This is a genomic window from Nocardioides acrostichi (assembly GCF_015319165.1).
Classification (GTDB): Bacteria; Actinomycetota; Actinomycetes; order Propionibacteriales; family Nocardioidaceae; genus Nocardioides; species Nocardioides acrostichi.
Genome location: NZ_JADIVZ010000002.1, coordinates 272,809 through 286,072, shown reverse-complemented (window position 1 = coordinate 286,072; position 13,264 = coordinate 272,809). Strand labels below are relative to the sequence as shown.

Sequence of the window (13,264 nt, the reverse complement as noted above, 5' to 3'; positions counted from 1 at the left end):
GGTCACTCCCCTCCCGGGTCGGCCCCCGGGCCGTTCCCCGGATCCCCCCGCCGGAGCGCATCCCCGACCCGATTCCGTACGGAACCGACCACGCTGCCGGCCATCTGGCCAGCCGTACCGCCGAGGTCGCGCAACGTCGAGGCCAGGCTGTCCTGGCTCCGCTCGAAGGCCTGCTGGTAGGAACGTGCGGCATCGCGAGCGGCATCGCTGAGCGACGCGTCGTGGTCGTCGGTGCGGCGCGGGTAGTCGCCCGCCAGCACGCGCGTGTACTCCCCGGAGTCGAGCCACCGACGCAACTCGGCCGCCCGCGACACCGCGAACGGATGGCTGGCGTTCTCCATGGCGAGCAGCTTGAGCACCGAGTCGCGCACATCGCCGGACTCGTCGTATTCCCGCGCCTGCTCGAGGAACGATGCCTGGTCGAGCTGCTCGAGGTGCCCGCCGCTGGCCAGCTGCATGTGCACCCGCACGACGACAGCAGGATCCTGGGTGGCGAGCAGGCCGGCGCGGTCAGCGGAGAGCTCGGCCTTGCGCGACCACTCGTACAACGCGGCGACGATCGCGCGCAGGCCCAGCCCGCCGAGAGGCACCGCACCGAACACCGCCGTCAGCTGGATCAGCCGCTGCAGCAACGTCTGGTACAGCGCGTGGCCCGACATTGCGTGGCCGAGCTCGTGGGCGATCGCGAACCTCAGCTCAGACTCGTCCAGCAGGTCGACCAAGCCCGAGTTGAGCACGATGACGGGCCGCTGCATGCCGATCGTCATGGCGTTGAGCATCGGGTTCGCGGTCACGTACATCTCGGGCAGCTCGGCGCAGTCGAGAGTCCGGCCGACCTCGCCGAGCAACCGGTGCAGCTCCGGGAACTGGCGGTCGTCGACGCGCACGGCCGAGCCGAGGAGCATCAGGCGCACGGCGCGTTCGTTGACCAGCCCCGAGAGCGCCTTGACCACGGAGTCGAAGCCCTTGAGCCGGCGCAGTGCCACCAGCGCACCCCGGTCGGCCGGGTGCTCCCAGGTTCGGGAACTGATGCCGGGCAGCAGCACCCGGGACCGAGCGATGTCGCCCACCATGGCCCCACTGTGTCACGGTGCGGTCATGCGCGCCGTCGTCCAACGCACCCTCTCTGCCCGCGTCGAGGTCGCAGGCGAGGTCGTCGGCAGCATCGAAGGGCAGGGCCTGCTGGTCTACCTCGGCATCACCCACGACGACACGGAGGCCGACGTCGCCTGGCTGGCCCGCAAGATCTGGGGGCTGCGGATCCTGCGTGAGGAGCGCTCGGCGTCCGACGTCGACGCACCCGTGCTCGTGATCAGCCAGTTCACGCTCTACGGCGACGCCCGCAAGGGCCGGCGTCCGAGCTGGACGGCGGCCGCACCCGGATCCGTGGCCGAACCGCTCTACCAGGCCTTCTGCGCCGAGCTCGAGACCCTCGGCGCGCACGTCGAGCGCGGGGTTTTCGGCGCCGACATGGCGGTGCACGGCGTGAACGACGGTCCGATCACCCTCCTGATCGACACGGCGACCCGCTGACCCCTCACCCGTTGTGGGTGTGACGCAGGCCACGTTCGTGCTCTATCGTTTCTTTACTTCTCGCCTATCCCAGCAATGCCCAGCGCGCGCGAGCCGCATCGGGTAACAATGCTGGCGTCAGCCCAGCCCCTCCCCCCACCGACCCGGATCCCCTGTCCGAGCCGCAAGGAGTACTCATGACATCCCGCACCCACCTCGCCGCCCTCGGCGTGGCGCTGACCCTGGCCGGTGCTGCGCTCGCGCCGACCTCCGCGCTCGCCGCTCCGGCGACCCCCAGCGCCCCGCCCGTGACCCAACCGGTGACCCAGCCCGAAAGCGGTCGCGTCACCACCGGAGCCACCACCCTCGACGTTCAGGGCAAGGGCCGCACGCCGTTCACCTACCAGGGCAGCGGCTACGGCACGTCCGTCACCGGCGGGCAGGTGCCGGTCGGCTCGGGCCGCACCGGCCTGACCCGCGTCTCGTGCACCAGCCAGACCGGCAAGTCCAACCGCAACTACGTCGCCGAGGCCGAACTGCCCGGCGCCGGCACCGTCGACGCCGTCAGCTCCAAGGTCGTCACGCGCCGCAAGGGCACCCGCTTCGAGACCTTCGCCAAGCACAAGGTCGCCTCGGTCGTGCTCGCCGACACCCCGCTGGGCTCACTCTCGGTGAGCGGCGTCGTCGCGGTCGCCAAGGCATTCCACACGCCGAAGGGCTTCGGTACCTACACGAACACCAAGATCGCGGGCATCACGTTCACCCCGCCGGTCGGCGACCCCCAGGTGATCCCGATCCCGACCCCCGGCCAGCCGGTCACCATCCCGGGCCTGGCCACCCTGACCCTGGGTCGCGGCATCGAGAAGCACAGCCAGCACGACGGTCGCGCCTTCGCCGTGGCCCTGGTCGTCAAGGTCATCCCGACCGAGACGGTGGTCAAGGTCGGCCGGAGCGTCGCGAAGATCACCGACGGCTACAAGACCGGCATCTTCCACGGCAGCTCGTTCCCGGCCAAGGCCTCCGTGCTCGGCGACATCGTCAAGGTCGGCCGCGTCATCAACCGCGTCATGCCGTGTGCCGGCACCGACGGCCAGCTCCAGGTCGAGAAGGCCGCCGACGTCAACATCGGCGACCAGGTCAAGGTCGGGGCCGCCGAGGCCAAGCAGATCGGACGCCAGAACCGTCAGCGTGCCACCGGTCGCGAGGCCTCGCAGGTGGCCGGCGTCGACATCGGCGGCCAGCTCCAGGTCGAGGCCATCAAGTCCTACGCCAAGATGACCCGCTACCGCTCGGGCAAGAGCAACCGCAACGCGGGTATGAGCGTCGGCGGCATCACCCTCGGCGGCCAGGAGATCTCGCTCGACCAGCTCAAGCAGGGCATCGAGATCCCGGGTCTGGCGAAGGTGCAGGCCGACATCCGCAAGAAGGTCGGCGGTGGCATCAAGGTCATCGGCCTGCGCATCACCCTGCTCGACGGCACCGGCGCCGTGGTCGACCTGGCCACCTCGCAGATCCGCATCGACAGCAAGTAGCACGTACGACGGCGCCCCTCCCCCCACTGGGGAGGGGCGCCGTCTGCTTTCTCACAGCTCGCTCCCCGGGACGCGCGTCACTCCAGGCATGCGGGTCATGTCTCATGAGGGGTGTGCGCTCCCTCCTCCCGAGTTCCCCGGTCACCGGGCCCGGCCCCGCTCGCCGCTGGGCCATGCTGGGTGCCTCGACGCTGGCGCAGGCGGCCGCGGCCACGGCGATCCACGGGCCGGCGTTCCTCATCCCGGTGCTGCACACGCAACGGGAGTTGAGCCTCGGGGCGGCAGGCCTGGTGGCCGCTGCCCCGACCATCGGCGTCATGCTCACCTTGGTCGGGTGGGGCTTCCTCACCGACCGCTACGGCGAGCGCGCCGTACTGCTCACCGGTCTCGGGGCCACCACGATCGCCAGCGGGGCCGCGGCCCGCGCCGACTCGACGACGCTCCTCGCAGTGACTCTGTTCCTCGCCGGGGCCGCGGCCAGCAGTACGGCCGCGGCGAGCGGCCGCGTCGTCGTGGGCTGGTTCCCGCCGCGTCGCCGGGGCCTGGCCATGGGCATCCGGCAGATGGCCCAGCCCGTGGGGGTCGGTGTGGCGGCGGTGAGCATCGCGGTCGTCGCGGAGTCGCGGGGTATCGGACACGCTCTGCTCGTGCCCACGGTCGCGACCGCGGCGGCCCTCGTCGTGGTCGCGCTCGTCGTGCTCGACCCGCCGCGGCCGGACCGCAGCCTGACGCCCGCACCGAATCCCTACCGCGACGGCTACCTGGCCCGCGTCCACGGCGTCTCGGTGCTGCTGGTGGTGCCGCAGTTCCTCGTGTGGACCTTCGCCCTCGTGTGGCTGGTCGACGACCGCGGCTGGTCGGCCGGCGCGGCCGGTACCCTCGTCGGCCTCGCCCAGGTCGCCGGCGCGCTGGGCCGGATCGCCGCCGGGCAGGTCAGCGACCTGGCGTCCAGCCGGCTCCGACCGCTGCGCTGGGTGGCGTGGATCGCCGCCGCCACCATGGCCCTGCTCGGCCTGACGGCGGCCCTGGGCCTGGCGGTCGCCGTCCCGCTCGTGGTCGTGGCGACGGTGGCGACGGTGGCCGACAACGGACTCGCCTTCACCGCGGTGGCCGAGCGTGCCGGGCCGTTCTGGTCCGGTCGGGCGCTCGGACTCCAAAACACCTCCCAGTTCCTCACGGCCTCGGCCGTGCCGCCGCTGGCCGGCCTGGCGGTCGGTCACCTCGGCTACGCCGCCACCTTCGCGATCGCCGCGCTGTTCCCCGTCGCCGCGGCCCCCCTCGTGCCCGTGCGTGGCGAGCATCCGCTGGGCCACAACTGAGAAACAGGTGAGGGAAAGAGGCGACAACCTCAGCGTCCGCGGCGCATGATGCGCGGATGCAGCGTCGCTCCCTCCGGTCCCGGGTGAGGCCCAGCCTCCGACTCGCCCTCGCCGCCGCCACCGCGGCAGGCCTGATCGGGGGCGCTCTGGTCGCCACCGGCACAGCCGGGCCGGTCGCAGCAGGCGACGTGCCGCGCGTCGACCTGCGCACGGTGCACGAGGTCGACAGCGGTCAGGGCCTGCCGCTGGTGACCGCGGACGGCGAGCGCATCCACGTGCACGCCGAGAACGGCGACAAGAACGCCATCTCCCGGGCAGTGCTGGCCGACGACTCCGACCAGAGCGTCGACGTCAGCGACCCCACCACGCCCGCCGAGCGGGTCTCGGCCGAGAACTACGTCGAGCGGGAGCGCGAGCGGCGCGACCCGCGCCTGACCACCGCGCCGATCACCCAGAAACGCCGTCTGCACCCGCAGGACCGCTACGCGCTCGCGAGCGGCTGCTACTCCTTGGTCGACGGCGGCGAGCCGCTGTACTTCAAGGCCACCGACCTCGGCACCTACCTCATCCAAGACGCCGACAGCCTGCTGCTGGCCGCCGGCGGCGAGCGCACGTCGTCCGCCACCTCCGAAAACGTGTGGACGGCGCGCGGACCCGGACGACGGCTGCGGTTCGCCGCGGGCGGGAGCGCGCTGGAGATCGGCGGCGCGAACGTCTTCGCGCCGACCCGCACGAGCGGCTGCTCGACGTTCCCCGAGTCGCAGATCTCGGTGAGCGGCCGGCCGCACGCGGGCGTGACGCCGTACCAGGAGGTGCGCGGCTACGTCGACGCGCACACCCACGGCATGGCCTTCGAGTTCCTCGGCGGCGACGCGCACTGCGGCAGGCCGTGGGATCCGTTCGGCGTGACCGTGGCGCTGGTCGACTGCCCCGACCACACCTACACCGACGGCTACGGCGCCCTCCTCGAGACCGCGCTGTCGGGCAAGCCCGGCCACGACCCGGTCGGCTGGCCGACCTTCAAGGACTGGCCGGCACCGGACTCACTGACCCACGAGGGCACCTACTACCGGTGGCTCGAGCGGTCGTGGCGCGGCGGTCAGCGGATCTTCGTGAACCTGCTGGTCGAGAACAACCAGCTCTGCCAGCTGTACCCCATCAAGCACAACTCCTGCGACGACATGGACTCCATCCGGCTCCAGGCCGCCGACATGTACGCGATGCAGGACTACATCGACGCGCAGTTCGGTGGCCCCGGCAAGGGGTTCTACCGGATCGTGAAGAACCCGTTCCAGGCCCGACGCGTGATCAACCGGGGCAAGCTCGCGGTGATCATGGGCATCGAGACCTCGGTGCCGTTCGGCTGCACGTTCAAGAGCGTGCCCGGCGTGGGCGACGTCCCGGCCTGCGACGCAGCAGACATCGACAAGCAGCTCGACGAGGTGCACGCGCTGGGTGTGCGCCAGATGGAGCTGGTGAACAAGTTCGACAACGCCCTCTCGGGCATCACCGGCGACAACGGCTCCACCGGCGTGCTCGTCAACGGCGCGAACTTCCTCGAGACCGGCACCTTCTGGGACATGCAGCACTGCGAGCCGGCCGACGGCGAGAGCAGTGACCACGAGCAGTACGCCGCGCCCACCATCTCAGCGGAGCAGCAAGACGCACTCTTCGGGGCGGTCGCGCAGGTCTTCGGGGCCGCGAGCCTGCCGGCAGTGCCGTTGTACCCGCCGCCCGCGCACTGCAACAGCCGAGGGCTCACGACGCTCGGCGAGCACACCATCGCCGGGCTCGCCGCGCGCAAGATGATCTTCGACCCCGACCACATGAGCGTGAAGGCGCGCAGCGCCGCGCTCGACCAGATCGACGCCATGGGCTACCACGGCGTCATCTCCAGCCACTCGTGGTCGACGCCCGACGCCTACCCGCGGGTCTACGCCGACGGCGGCACCATCACGCCCTACGCCGGCGACAGCACCGGCTTCGTGGCCAAGTGGCGCCGGCACCTCGGCTGGGCCGACTCGCGCTACTACTACGGCATCGGCTACGGCGCCGACATCAACGGCCTCGGCGCGCAGGGCGACCCGCGCGGAGCCGACGTCCCGAACCCGGTCACCTACCCCTTCGAGGGTCTGGGCGGTGTGACCATCAAGAAGCAGCACGCCGGAGAGCGCGTCTACGACATCAACGTCGACGGCGTCGCGCAGTACGGCCTCTACCCCGACTGGATCGAGGATCTGCGCAAGATCGCCGACGCCGAGCACGCCGGCGACGGCGCGAAGATCGTCGCCGACATGGAGCGCGGCCCCGAGGCCTACCTCCAGATGTGGGAGCGCGCCTACGGCATCGCCCCTGACTCCTGCCGCAATCCGGGCGAGCGCCAGTCCCTGACCCGAGTCAAGCACCGCCTGGGCACCGGCATGAGCACGACGCAGGTCATGCGCGCCGTCGGTCAGCCCACGACGCGCCTGGCCCACACCTTCGGCTTCTGCGCGAAGAACGGTCGCGGCGGCACCGTGCACGTCAAGGCGGTCTTCGACGCCTCCGGGCACCTGCGGGCCGTGCGCAGCTGAACCTCCGGCGCCTGCCCGAAGTTACCTCTCGGTAGGATCATGCTCATCCCGGACGGGGGCCACGCGCCGGCGTCCGAACCCCTAGGCTCGGCGGGCGGCCGTCGACGCGGCCGCAAGAGACGAGGAGCGCCCCCAGCATGCAGATCTTCGCCATCGTGGTGGCCCTGGCTTTCACAGCCGTGGCCGCCGTCATGACCGTCCGTGCGGTGCGGCACATCCTAGGGGTGGTGCGCATCGGCCAGCCGGCCACGCGCAGCGACAACCCCGGCGCCCGTACCGTGACGCTGCTCAAGGAGTCGTTCCTGCACACGCGGATGCTCCAGTGGACCTGGGTCGGCATCTTGCACTGGTTCGCCTACGCAGCGTTCCTGCTGCTCTCGACCGCGGTCGGCGCGGCCTACATCCAGCTCTTCGAGCCGGAGTGGGCGATCCCGCTCCTCGGCCACTTCTTCGTCTACGAGTGGCTGGCCGAGTTCCTGGGTCTCATGGGCTCGCTCGCGATCATCCCGCTCATCGTCTACCGGCTCACGCACACGCCGGCCAAGCTCGGACGCCGCAGCCGCTTCTTCGGCTCCACCATGTGGCAGGCCTACTTCGTCGAGGCGATGGTGCTCATCGAGAGCTCCGCGATCCTCTTCATCCGCGGTGCGGAGTACAACCTCGGTCAGGCGAACGGCGAAGACCACGCCAGCGGTCTCCACTTCCCGATCGCGCAGTTCTTCGGTCACCTCTACCCGACCGGCTCGGGCTCGATCGACACGCTCGAGAACATCATCATCGTCATCGCGCTCATCAAGATCGTCTCGGCGATGGTCTGGCTGATCGTGATCAGCGCGAACCTCACCATGGGTGTGGCCTGGCACCGGTTCGTCGCCTGGTTCAACATCTGGTTCAAGCGCGAGTCGGTCGGCCGTGCCACCGACGGCGCCACCACCGCGCTGGGCGCCGTCAAGCCGCTGACCAGCAACGGCGAGGCCGTCTCGCTCGACGACGTCGAGGAGCTCGACGAGGAGGCCACCCTCGGCGTCGGCTCGGTCGAGGACTTCGCCTGGAAGGGCATCCTCGACTTCACCACGTGCACCGAGTGCGGCCGCTGCCAGAGCCAGTGCCCGGCCTGGAACACCGACAAGCCGCTCTCCCCCAAGCTGCTCATCACCGCGTTGCGCGACCACGCCTACGCGAAGGCGCCCTACCTCCAGGCGCCCGAGGGCGAGCGCGAGGCCCTGCTGACGGAGGATCCCGCCCTCGCGGCCGAGGTCGAGAAGGCGCTGATCGGCGAGACCGGCGGCCGCCTCGACGGCATCGACGACGGCGAGTGGTTCTACAACCCGCCCGGTGGCGAGGCCGTGATCGACCCCGACGTGCTGTGGTCGTGCACCAACTGCGGCGCGTGCGTGCAGCAGTGCCCGGTCGACATCGAGCACGTCGACCACATCGTCGACATGCGCCGCTACCAGGTGCTCGTCGAGTCCAACTTCCCCGCGGAGCTCAACGGCCTCTTCAAGGGTCTGGAGAACAAGGGCAACCCGTGGAACATGAACGCCTCCGGGCGGCTGGACTGGGCCAAGGATCTGCCCTTCGAGGTCAAGGTGCTCGGCGAGGACGTCGAGTCGATGGACGACGTCGAGTGGCTGTTCTGGGTCGGCTGCGCCGGCGCCTACGAGGACCGCGCCAAGAAGACCACCCGCGCCGTCGCCGAGCTGCTCGACACCGCCGGCGTCGACTTCGCCGTGCTCGGCAAGGGCGAGACCTGCACCGGCGACCCCGCCCGCCGCGCGGGCAACGAGTTCGTCTTCCAGGGCCTGGCCAGCCAGAACGTCGAGACGTTCACCGAGTACAAGGTCAAGAAGGTCGTCTCGACCTGCGCGCACTGCTTCAACACGCTCAAGAACGAGTACAAGCAGTTCGGTGTCGAGCTCGAGGTCGTGCACCACACGCAGCTGCTCAACCGGCTGGTGCGTGAGGGCAAGCTGACCCCGGTCAAGGACGGCGCCGGCGCGCACAAGCGCTCGATCACCTACCACGACCCGTGCTTCATCGGCCGTCACAACGGTGTCTACGCCCCGCCGCGCGAGCTGCTCCAGGTGCTGCCCGGTGCCGAGGTCGTCGAGATGGAGCGCAACTCCGAGCGCTCGTTCTGCTGCGGCGCCGGCGGCGCGCGCATGTGGATGGAGGAGAACCTCGGCGAGCGGATCAACATCAACCGCACCACCGAGGCCATCGGCACCGGTGCCGACCAGATCGCCGTCGGCTGCCCCTTCTGCCGCGTGATGCTCTCCGACGGTCTCACCATGGCGCAGTCCAAGGGCGAGGCGCGCGAGGAGGTCGAGGTGCTCGACGTCGCGCAGATGCTGCTCGCCTCGGTCAAGGGCGAGCAGGCCACCAAGCTCGCTCCGGGCGAGGGGGCAGCGGCCGAGCCCGCGCCGGCAGCCAAGGCCGCACCGGCGGAGGAGACCAGCGAGGAGCCCGCGGACGCGCAGGACGTCGCCACCCAGGCGGAGCCCGAGGAGGGCGACGTCACCGACACCGACACCACGGTCACCGAGACTGCTGACGCCGGCCCGGCCGCCAAGGCCTCCGGCGGTTCCTCGCTCTTCGACGACGCGTCGTCGATGTTCGACGACGACGGCACCGACTCCGAGCCGGACGCCGAGCCCGAGACCGCAGCCGACGACAAGGCACCCGCCGAGGAGGCGAAGGCCGCCGAGTCCGCCGGTGACTCGTCCGGTGACTCGTCGGACGACGCGTCCGGCGACGCGTCGGACGACTCCGGCTCCGGCGGCGGTTCACTCTTCGACCTCGGCGGCGACGAGGACGACGAGCCGGCCGCGAAGACGGAGCCCGAGGCGAAGTCCGAGCCTTCGTCCAAGGAGTCGGCGGACAAGCCGGCAGACGAGGAGCCGGCTGCCAAGACGGAGGCGAAGCCGTCGGCCGACGAGGGCGACGACCTGGGTTCGGGGGGTTCGCTGTTCGACCTCGGTGGCGACGACGAGCCCGAGGAGAAGCCTGCCGCGAAGGCGGAGCCTGAGGCGAAGTCCGAGCCCGAGCCCGAGCCCGAGCCCGAGCCCGAGCCCGAGCCCGAGCCCGAGGCGGAGCCTGAGGCGGAGGCCGAGCCCGCGCCTGAGAGCACTGACGAGGCCGAGACCGAGACCGAGGCCGAGGAGTCCGCCGCCCAGGCGGAGTCCGAGCCGAAGGCGGACCTGGGTTCGGGCGGTTCGCTGTTCGACATCGCCGCACCCGAGGAGGCCGCTCCGGCCCCGAAGGCGCAGGACGAGGCCGAGCCCGAACCCGAGGACAAGGCCGAGCCGGAGGCCAAGGCCGAGCCGGAGCCGGAGTCAGAGGCCGAGCCCGAACCGGAGGCGAAGACCGAGCCGTCGCCGGCGTCGTCCGGCGAGGCGGTCGAGCCCCGCAGCGACGTAGACTTCGACGACCTGGGCTCGCTCTTCGACATCGAGGAACCCGAGACCACGGTCGCCTCGAGGCCAGCCGCCGCAGCGGCCCCCGAGCCAGAGCCGGAGCCCGAGCCGGAGCCCGAGCCCGAGCCCGAGCCCGAGGTCAAGCCCGAGCCGGAGCCGGAGCCCGAGCCCGAGCCCGAGCCGGAGAAGGCCGAGAAGGCCGAGAAGGCCGAGAAGGCTAAGCCGACCTCGAGCGGGGAGGCCCACCAGCCCAAGACCGACGTCGAGATCAGCGACGAGGGCTCGCTCTTCGACCTCTGAGGCCGGAAGTCTCCCCGTCGCCTCACTGTGTGGTGGATCGGTTCAACCAGGTTGAACCGATCCACCACACTGTCGTTTCAGGGGTGTCGGTCGGCGCACGGTTGGCAGGTCGTCGGCGCCCCGTACCAACCACGGCGGCGCAGCACGGCGGCGACTGCCCGTGCGGTCGCGCACGGCCGCTCGACCACCTGCCCCCACCCGAGCCGGACGACGCGACCCGACTCCGCCGCCGCCACGGCGAGGTCACGCTCGAGATCCCGGTCGCCGGGCTCGGGCCGAGGAGTGGTGCAGCCGACCGTCGAGCTCGACCACCACGCCCGCCACGTCGTACCGGACGTCCGCGAACCCCGTGTGGCCGCCGTACTCGATCCGGGCCTGCCGGGTGCCCGACGGCAGCCCGTGCGCTCGCTCCACCCGGCTCAGGTACTCGCGCTCGAGAACCGAGCACGTCCCGGCTGCGACGTCGTCGCGCACGCCCGCCAGCCACAGCCGGCGGCGCACCCGCGGGCGGCCGGCGAGCGCGCGACGCAGGTGCGCGGGCGTCGTCCGTCGTGACCCGCAGGCATCGGCCAGTGCCGCCACGGCATCGAGCAGGGAGTCCGCCTCGAGGGCGACGTCGAGTGCGGCCTCGGGGTAGAGGAGCCGCGGAGGACTCAGGTTCCAGGCCACCCGGTCGGTGAGCCCAGCCACCCGCAGCAGCCGCACATCATCGGGTGCCTTCCGGTGCCGCCCGCGCTCCACCACCACCTACAGCACCCGCGCGTCCCGGCCGGTGCGCCCGGGCCCGTCGTAGGCGCGCAACGCCGACTCACCTGTGAGTGCGGCCTCGGGGCCGGCCCAGAGCACGGCCGTCCAAGCGCGCTGGAGCCACGTGAGCGAGCCGTTGTGCCCCACGTAGACACCTGCGTGGACAGTCACCAGCTCCCGTCGACGGATCGTGCGCGTCACCGCCGTGCGGTCGACGTCGTCGATCGCGAGCAACTGACGCCGCGCGACGACGCCGTCCTGCTGGCGGAGCAGCCGCGCGATCTCGTCCATGCCTCTCACCCTGAGGCCGGCGCCGAGCGACGCACCCGCGCACGAGCGCGTCTGTGGAGAACGCGGGAACCAGATCGACCTGTGGACCAGTCATACGGTCAGCACACCCACCCACGGCCAGTAGAGGACGCCATGGAGCTCGCCGAGTACGTCGCCGCGCGCCGCACCGCCCTGGTGCGCAGCGCGGTGCTGCTCGGGTGCCCCGAGGCCGACGTCGAGGACGTCGTGCAGGCCACGCTGCTGCGCTGCCATCGCCAGTGGCGGCGCATCGGGCGCGCCGAGCGGCCCGACGCCTACGTGTACCGGATGCTCGTCAACGTCCTGCGCGATGCCCGTGCCCGACGGTGGAACGCCGAGCACCCGACGTCCGACCTGCCGGACGAGGCCCGCGAGCACGACCCCACCACCGGCCTCGCCGTGCGGGCGGCGCTCGCCCGGATGCCTGCCGAGCAGCGCGACGTGCTGGTGCTGCGCTACTACGCCGACCTCTCCGAGGCCGACATCGCCGCGGCCCTCGACATCGCGCCGGGCACGGTCAAGAGCCGAGCGTCGCGGGCGCTCGCGGCGCTGGCCTCCGACTCCAGCCTCACCCCCGACGGGAGCCACGGATGAGCGACCAGACGACCACCCCCGAGGCCGAGGACCACGCACGCACCCTGCTGCTCGCCGCGGCCGAGACCATCGACGTGCCGCCCGGCCTCGGCGTGCCGCAGAGCACCGGACGGCGCTGGGCTCTGCCCGCGATCGCGGCCGGGGTCGTGCTGGTGCTGGGCGTGGGGGTGGGCGTCGTCGCCCACCAGCTGCGCGTGCCGGTGAACGTGGAGCCTATGCCGCTCGAGGTTCCCGGGCACACCGTCGGCGGCGTCGTGCCACAGACGGGACTCATGACGCCCGACCAGGCCCGGACGACTCTGACCGACGCCGGGTACACCGTGCGACTGGTGGACTCCTCGAAGCTGGGGTGTCGCCCCCTGCTCGGCCGGGTGTTCGAGACTCGACCGATGGCCGGTAGCGCTGTGGAGCCCGGTTCGACCGTCACCGTGCGGGTGGCCGTGCCGGGACCGACCGACGACTGCATCATCCAGGAGAACCGACCCGAAGCCGTCGCGGCGGCTCTGCTCGACCGACTGCGGTTCGGCGCCCGGGCGCAGACCGAGGAGAAGTGGCTGCGCTACCGCGTCGAGTTCGCGCCCGAGGTGCAGGTCTACGTCGACGGCGACCTCGCCGGCATCGTGCTCGGCGACGAGACCACGTCTCTACCTCCCGAGCAGTGGCCCGACGCCGCGGTGGCCGCGTTCCTGCGCTCGCTGGAACGCGGCGTCGTCTCCGTCGGCGAGGACGACGGAGACGACTTCGCCTGCGGCGACACCGATCCACCGCGCGCTCTGCAGGGCCGGCCAAGCATCGTCGTCTCGTCCGGCGACCCCCGCCCCAGCGACTTCATCGCGGCCGGTTGCTCGTGGCTTCGCATCTACCGCGACGCCCGGGGCCGCATCGACGCCCTTGCCTGGACCCCCTGGCCCGAGTGAGATCGCGCCGCACATCATCGCTCCGATCCCGTGACGGCCACCACA

Annotated in this window: 10 protein-coding genes; 7 read left to right on the top strand and 3 right to left on the bottom strand. The window is 71.5% G+C overall.

The genetic code is table 11. The features are described from left to right. Positions 1-2 precede the first annotated feature (2 nt). Entirely contained in the window at positions 3-1,073 is a 1,071-nt protein-coding gene (locus ISG29_RS06210; RefSeq protein ID WP_194502520.1) for a M48 family metallopeptidase, read from the bottom strand. 25 nt (positions 1,074-1,098) lie between these two features. On the opposite strand from ISG29_RS06210, the gene dtd reads away from it, so the two are divergent. The 5 genes from dtd (at position 1,099) to ISG29_RS06185 (ending at position 10,652) form a co-directional block, all read left to right on the top strand. Beyond that, the gene (dtd, locus tag ISG29_RS06205; RefSeq protein WP_194502519.1) at positions 1,099-1,533 is read left to right on the top strand and encodes a D-aminoacyl-tRNA deacylase; all 435 of its coding nucleotides are present in this window, start codon (positions 1,099-1,101) and stop codon (positions 1,531-1,533) included. 176 nt (positions 1,534-1,709) lie between these two features. Beyond that, positions 1,710-3,044, top strand: coding sequence for a choice-of-anchor P family protein (locus ISG29_RS06200; protein WP_194502518.1), 1,335 nt, complete (start codon positions 1,710-1,712; stop codon positions 3,042-3,044). 113 nt (positions 3,045-3,157) lie between these two features. Beyond that, positions 3,158-4,363 carry an MFS transporter gene (locus tag ISG29_RS06195; RefSeq protein ID WP_328828168.1) on the top strand — a complete coding sequence of 402 codons (1,206 nt, stop codon included), beginning with the start codon at positions 3,158-3,160 and terminating at the stop codon, positions 4,361-4,363. Between the two features lie 83 nt (positions 4,364-4,446). Beyond that, a complete protein-coding gene (locus ISG29_RS06190; RefSeq protein WP_194502516.1) occupies positions 4,447-6,936 on the top strand; it encodes an amidohydrolase family protein in 2,490 nt (829 codons plus the stop codon). A 137-nt stretch (positions 6,937-7,073) separates the two neighbouring features. Next, positions 7,074-10,652 carry a (Fe-S)-binding protein gene (locus tag ISG29_RS06185; protein ID WP_194502515.1) on the top strand — a complete coding sequence of 1,193 codons (3,579 nt, stop codon included), beginning with the start codon at positions 7,074-7,076 and terminating at the stop codon, positions 10,650-10,652. Positions 10,653-10,895: 243 nt separating this feature from the next. Here the strand turns inward: ISG29_RS06185 and ISG29_RS20460 are convergent, their stop codons facing one another. Beyond that, positions 10,896-11,342, bottom strand: coding sequence for a hypothetical protein (locus ISG29_RS20460; protein WP_207792814.1), 447 nt, complete (start codon positions 11,340-11,342; stop codon positions 10,896-10,898). Positions 11,343-11,399: 57 nt separating this feature from the next. Beyond that, complete coding sequence (locus ISG29_RS20455) at positions 11,400-11,690, bottom strand: hypothetical protein (protein WP_207792813.1); 291 nt, start codon at positions 11,688-11,690, stop codon at positions 11,400-11,402. Between the two features lie 132 nt (positions 11,691-11,822). On the opposite strand from ISG29_RS20455, the gene ISG29_RS06175 reads away from it, so the two are divergent. Together ISG29_RS06175 and ISG29_RS06170 are read left to right on the top strand one after the other, a co-directional pair. Beyond that, positions 11,823-12,302, top strand: coding sequence for a SigE family RNA polymerase sigma factor (locus ISG29_RS06175; protein WP_194502514.1), 480 nt, complete (start codon positions 11,823-11,825; stop codon positions 12,300-12,302). Then, complete coding sequence (locus ISG29_RS06170) at positions 12,299-13,219, top strand: PASTA domain-containing protein (RefSeq protein ID WP_194502513.1); 921 nt, start codon at positions 12,299-12,301, stop codon at positions 13,217-13,219. The genes ISG29_RS06175 and ISG29_RS06170 overlap by 4 nt, the downstream gene beginning before the upstream one ends. The last annotated feature ends 45 nt before the right edge of the window (positions 13,220-13,264 follow it).

What these genes read in the sequence shown, in the direction of transcription:
- ISG29_RS06170 (WP_194502513.1), top strand. Translation starts at nt 12,299, where the DNA reads ATGAGCGACCAGACGACCACCCCCGAGGCCGAGGACCACGCACGCACC.
- ISG29_RS20455 (WP_207792813.1), bottom strand. Translation starts at nt 11,690, where the DNA reads ATGGACGAGATCGCGCGGCTGCTCCGCCAGCAGGACGGCGTCGTCGCG.
- ISG29_RS06175 (WP_194502514.1), top strand. Translation starts at nt 11,823, where the DNA reads ATGGAGCTCGCCGAGTACGTCGCCGCGCGCCGCACCGCCCTGGTGCGC.
- ISG29_RS06185 (WP_194502515.1), top strand. Translation starts at nt 7,074, where the DNA reads ATGCAGATCTTCGCCATCGTGGTGGCCCTGGCTTTCACAGCCGTGGCC.
- ISG29_RS06210 (WP_194502520.1), bottom strand. Translation starts at nt 1,073, where the DNA reads ATGGTGGGCGACATCGCTCGGTCCCGGGTGCTGCTGCCCGGCATCAGT.
- dtd (WP_194502519.1), top strand. Translation starts at nt 1,099, where the DNA reads ATGCGCGCCGTCGTCCAACGCACCCTCTCTGCCCGCGTCGAGGTCGCA.
- ISG29_RS06200 (WP_194502518.1), top strand. Translation starts at nt 1,710, where the DNA reads ATGACATCCCGCACCCACCTCGCCGCCCTCGGCGTGGCGCTGACCCTG.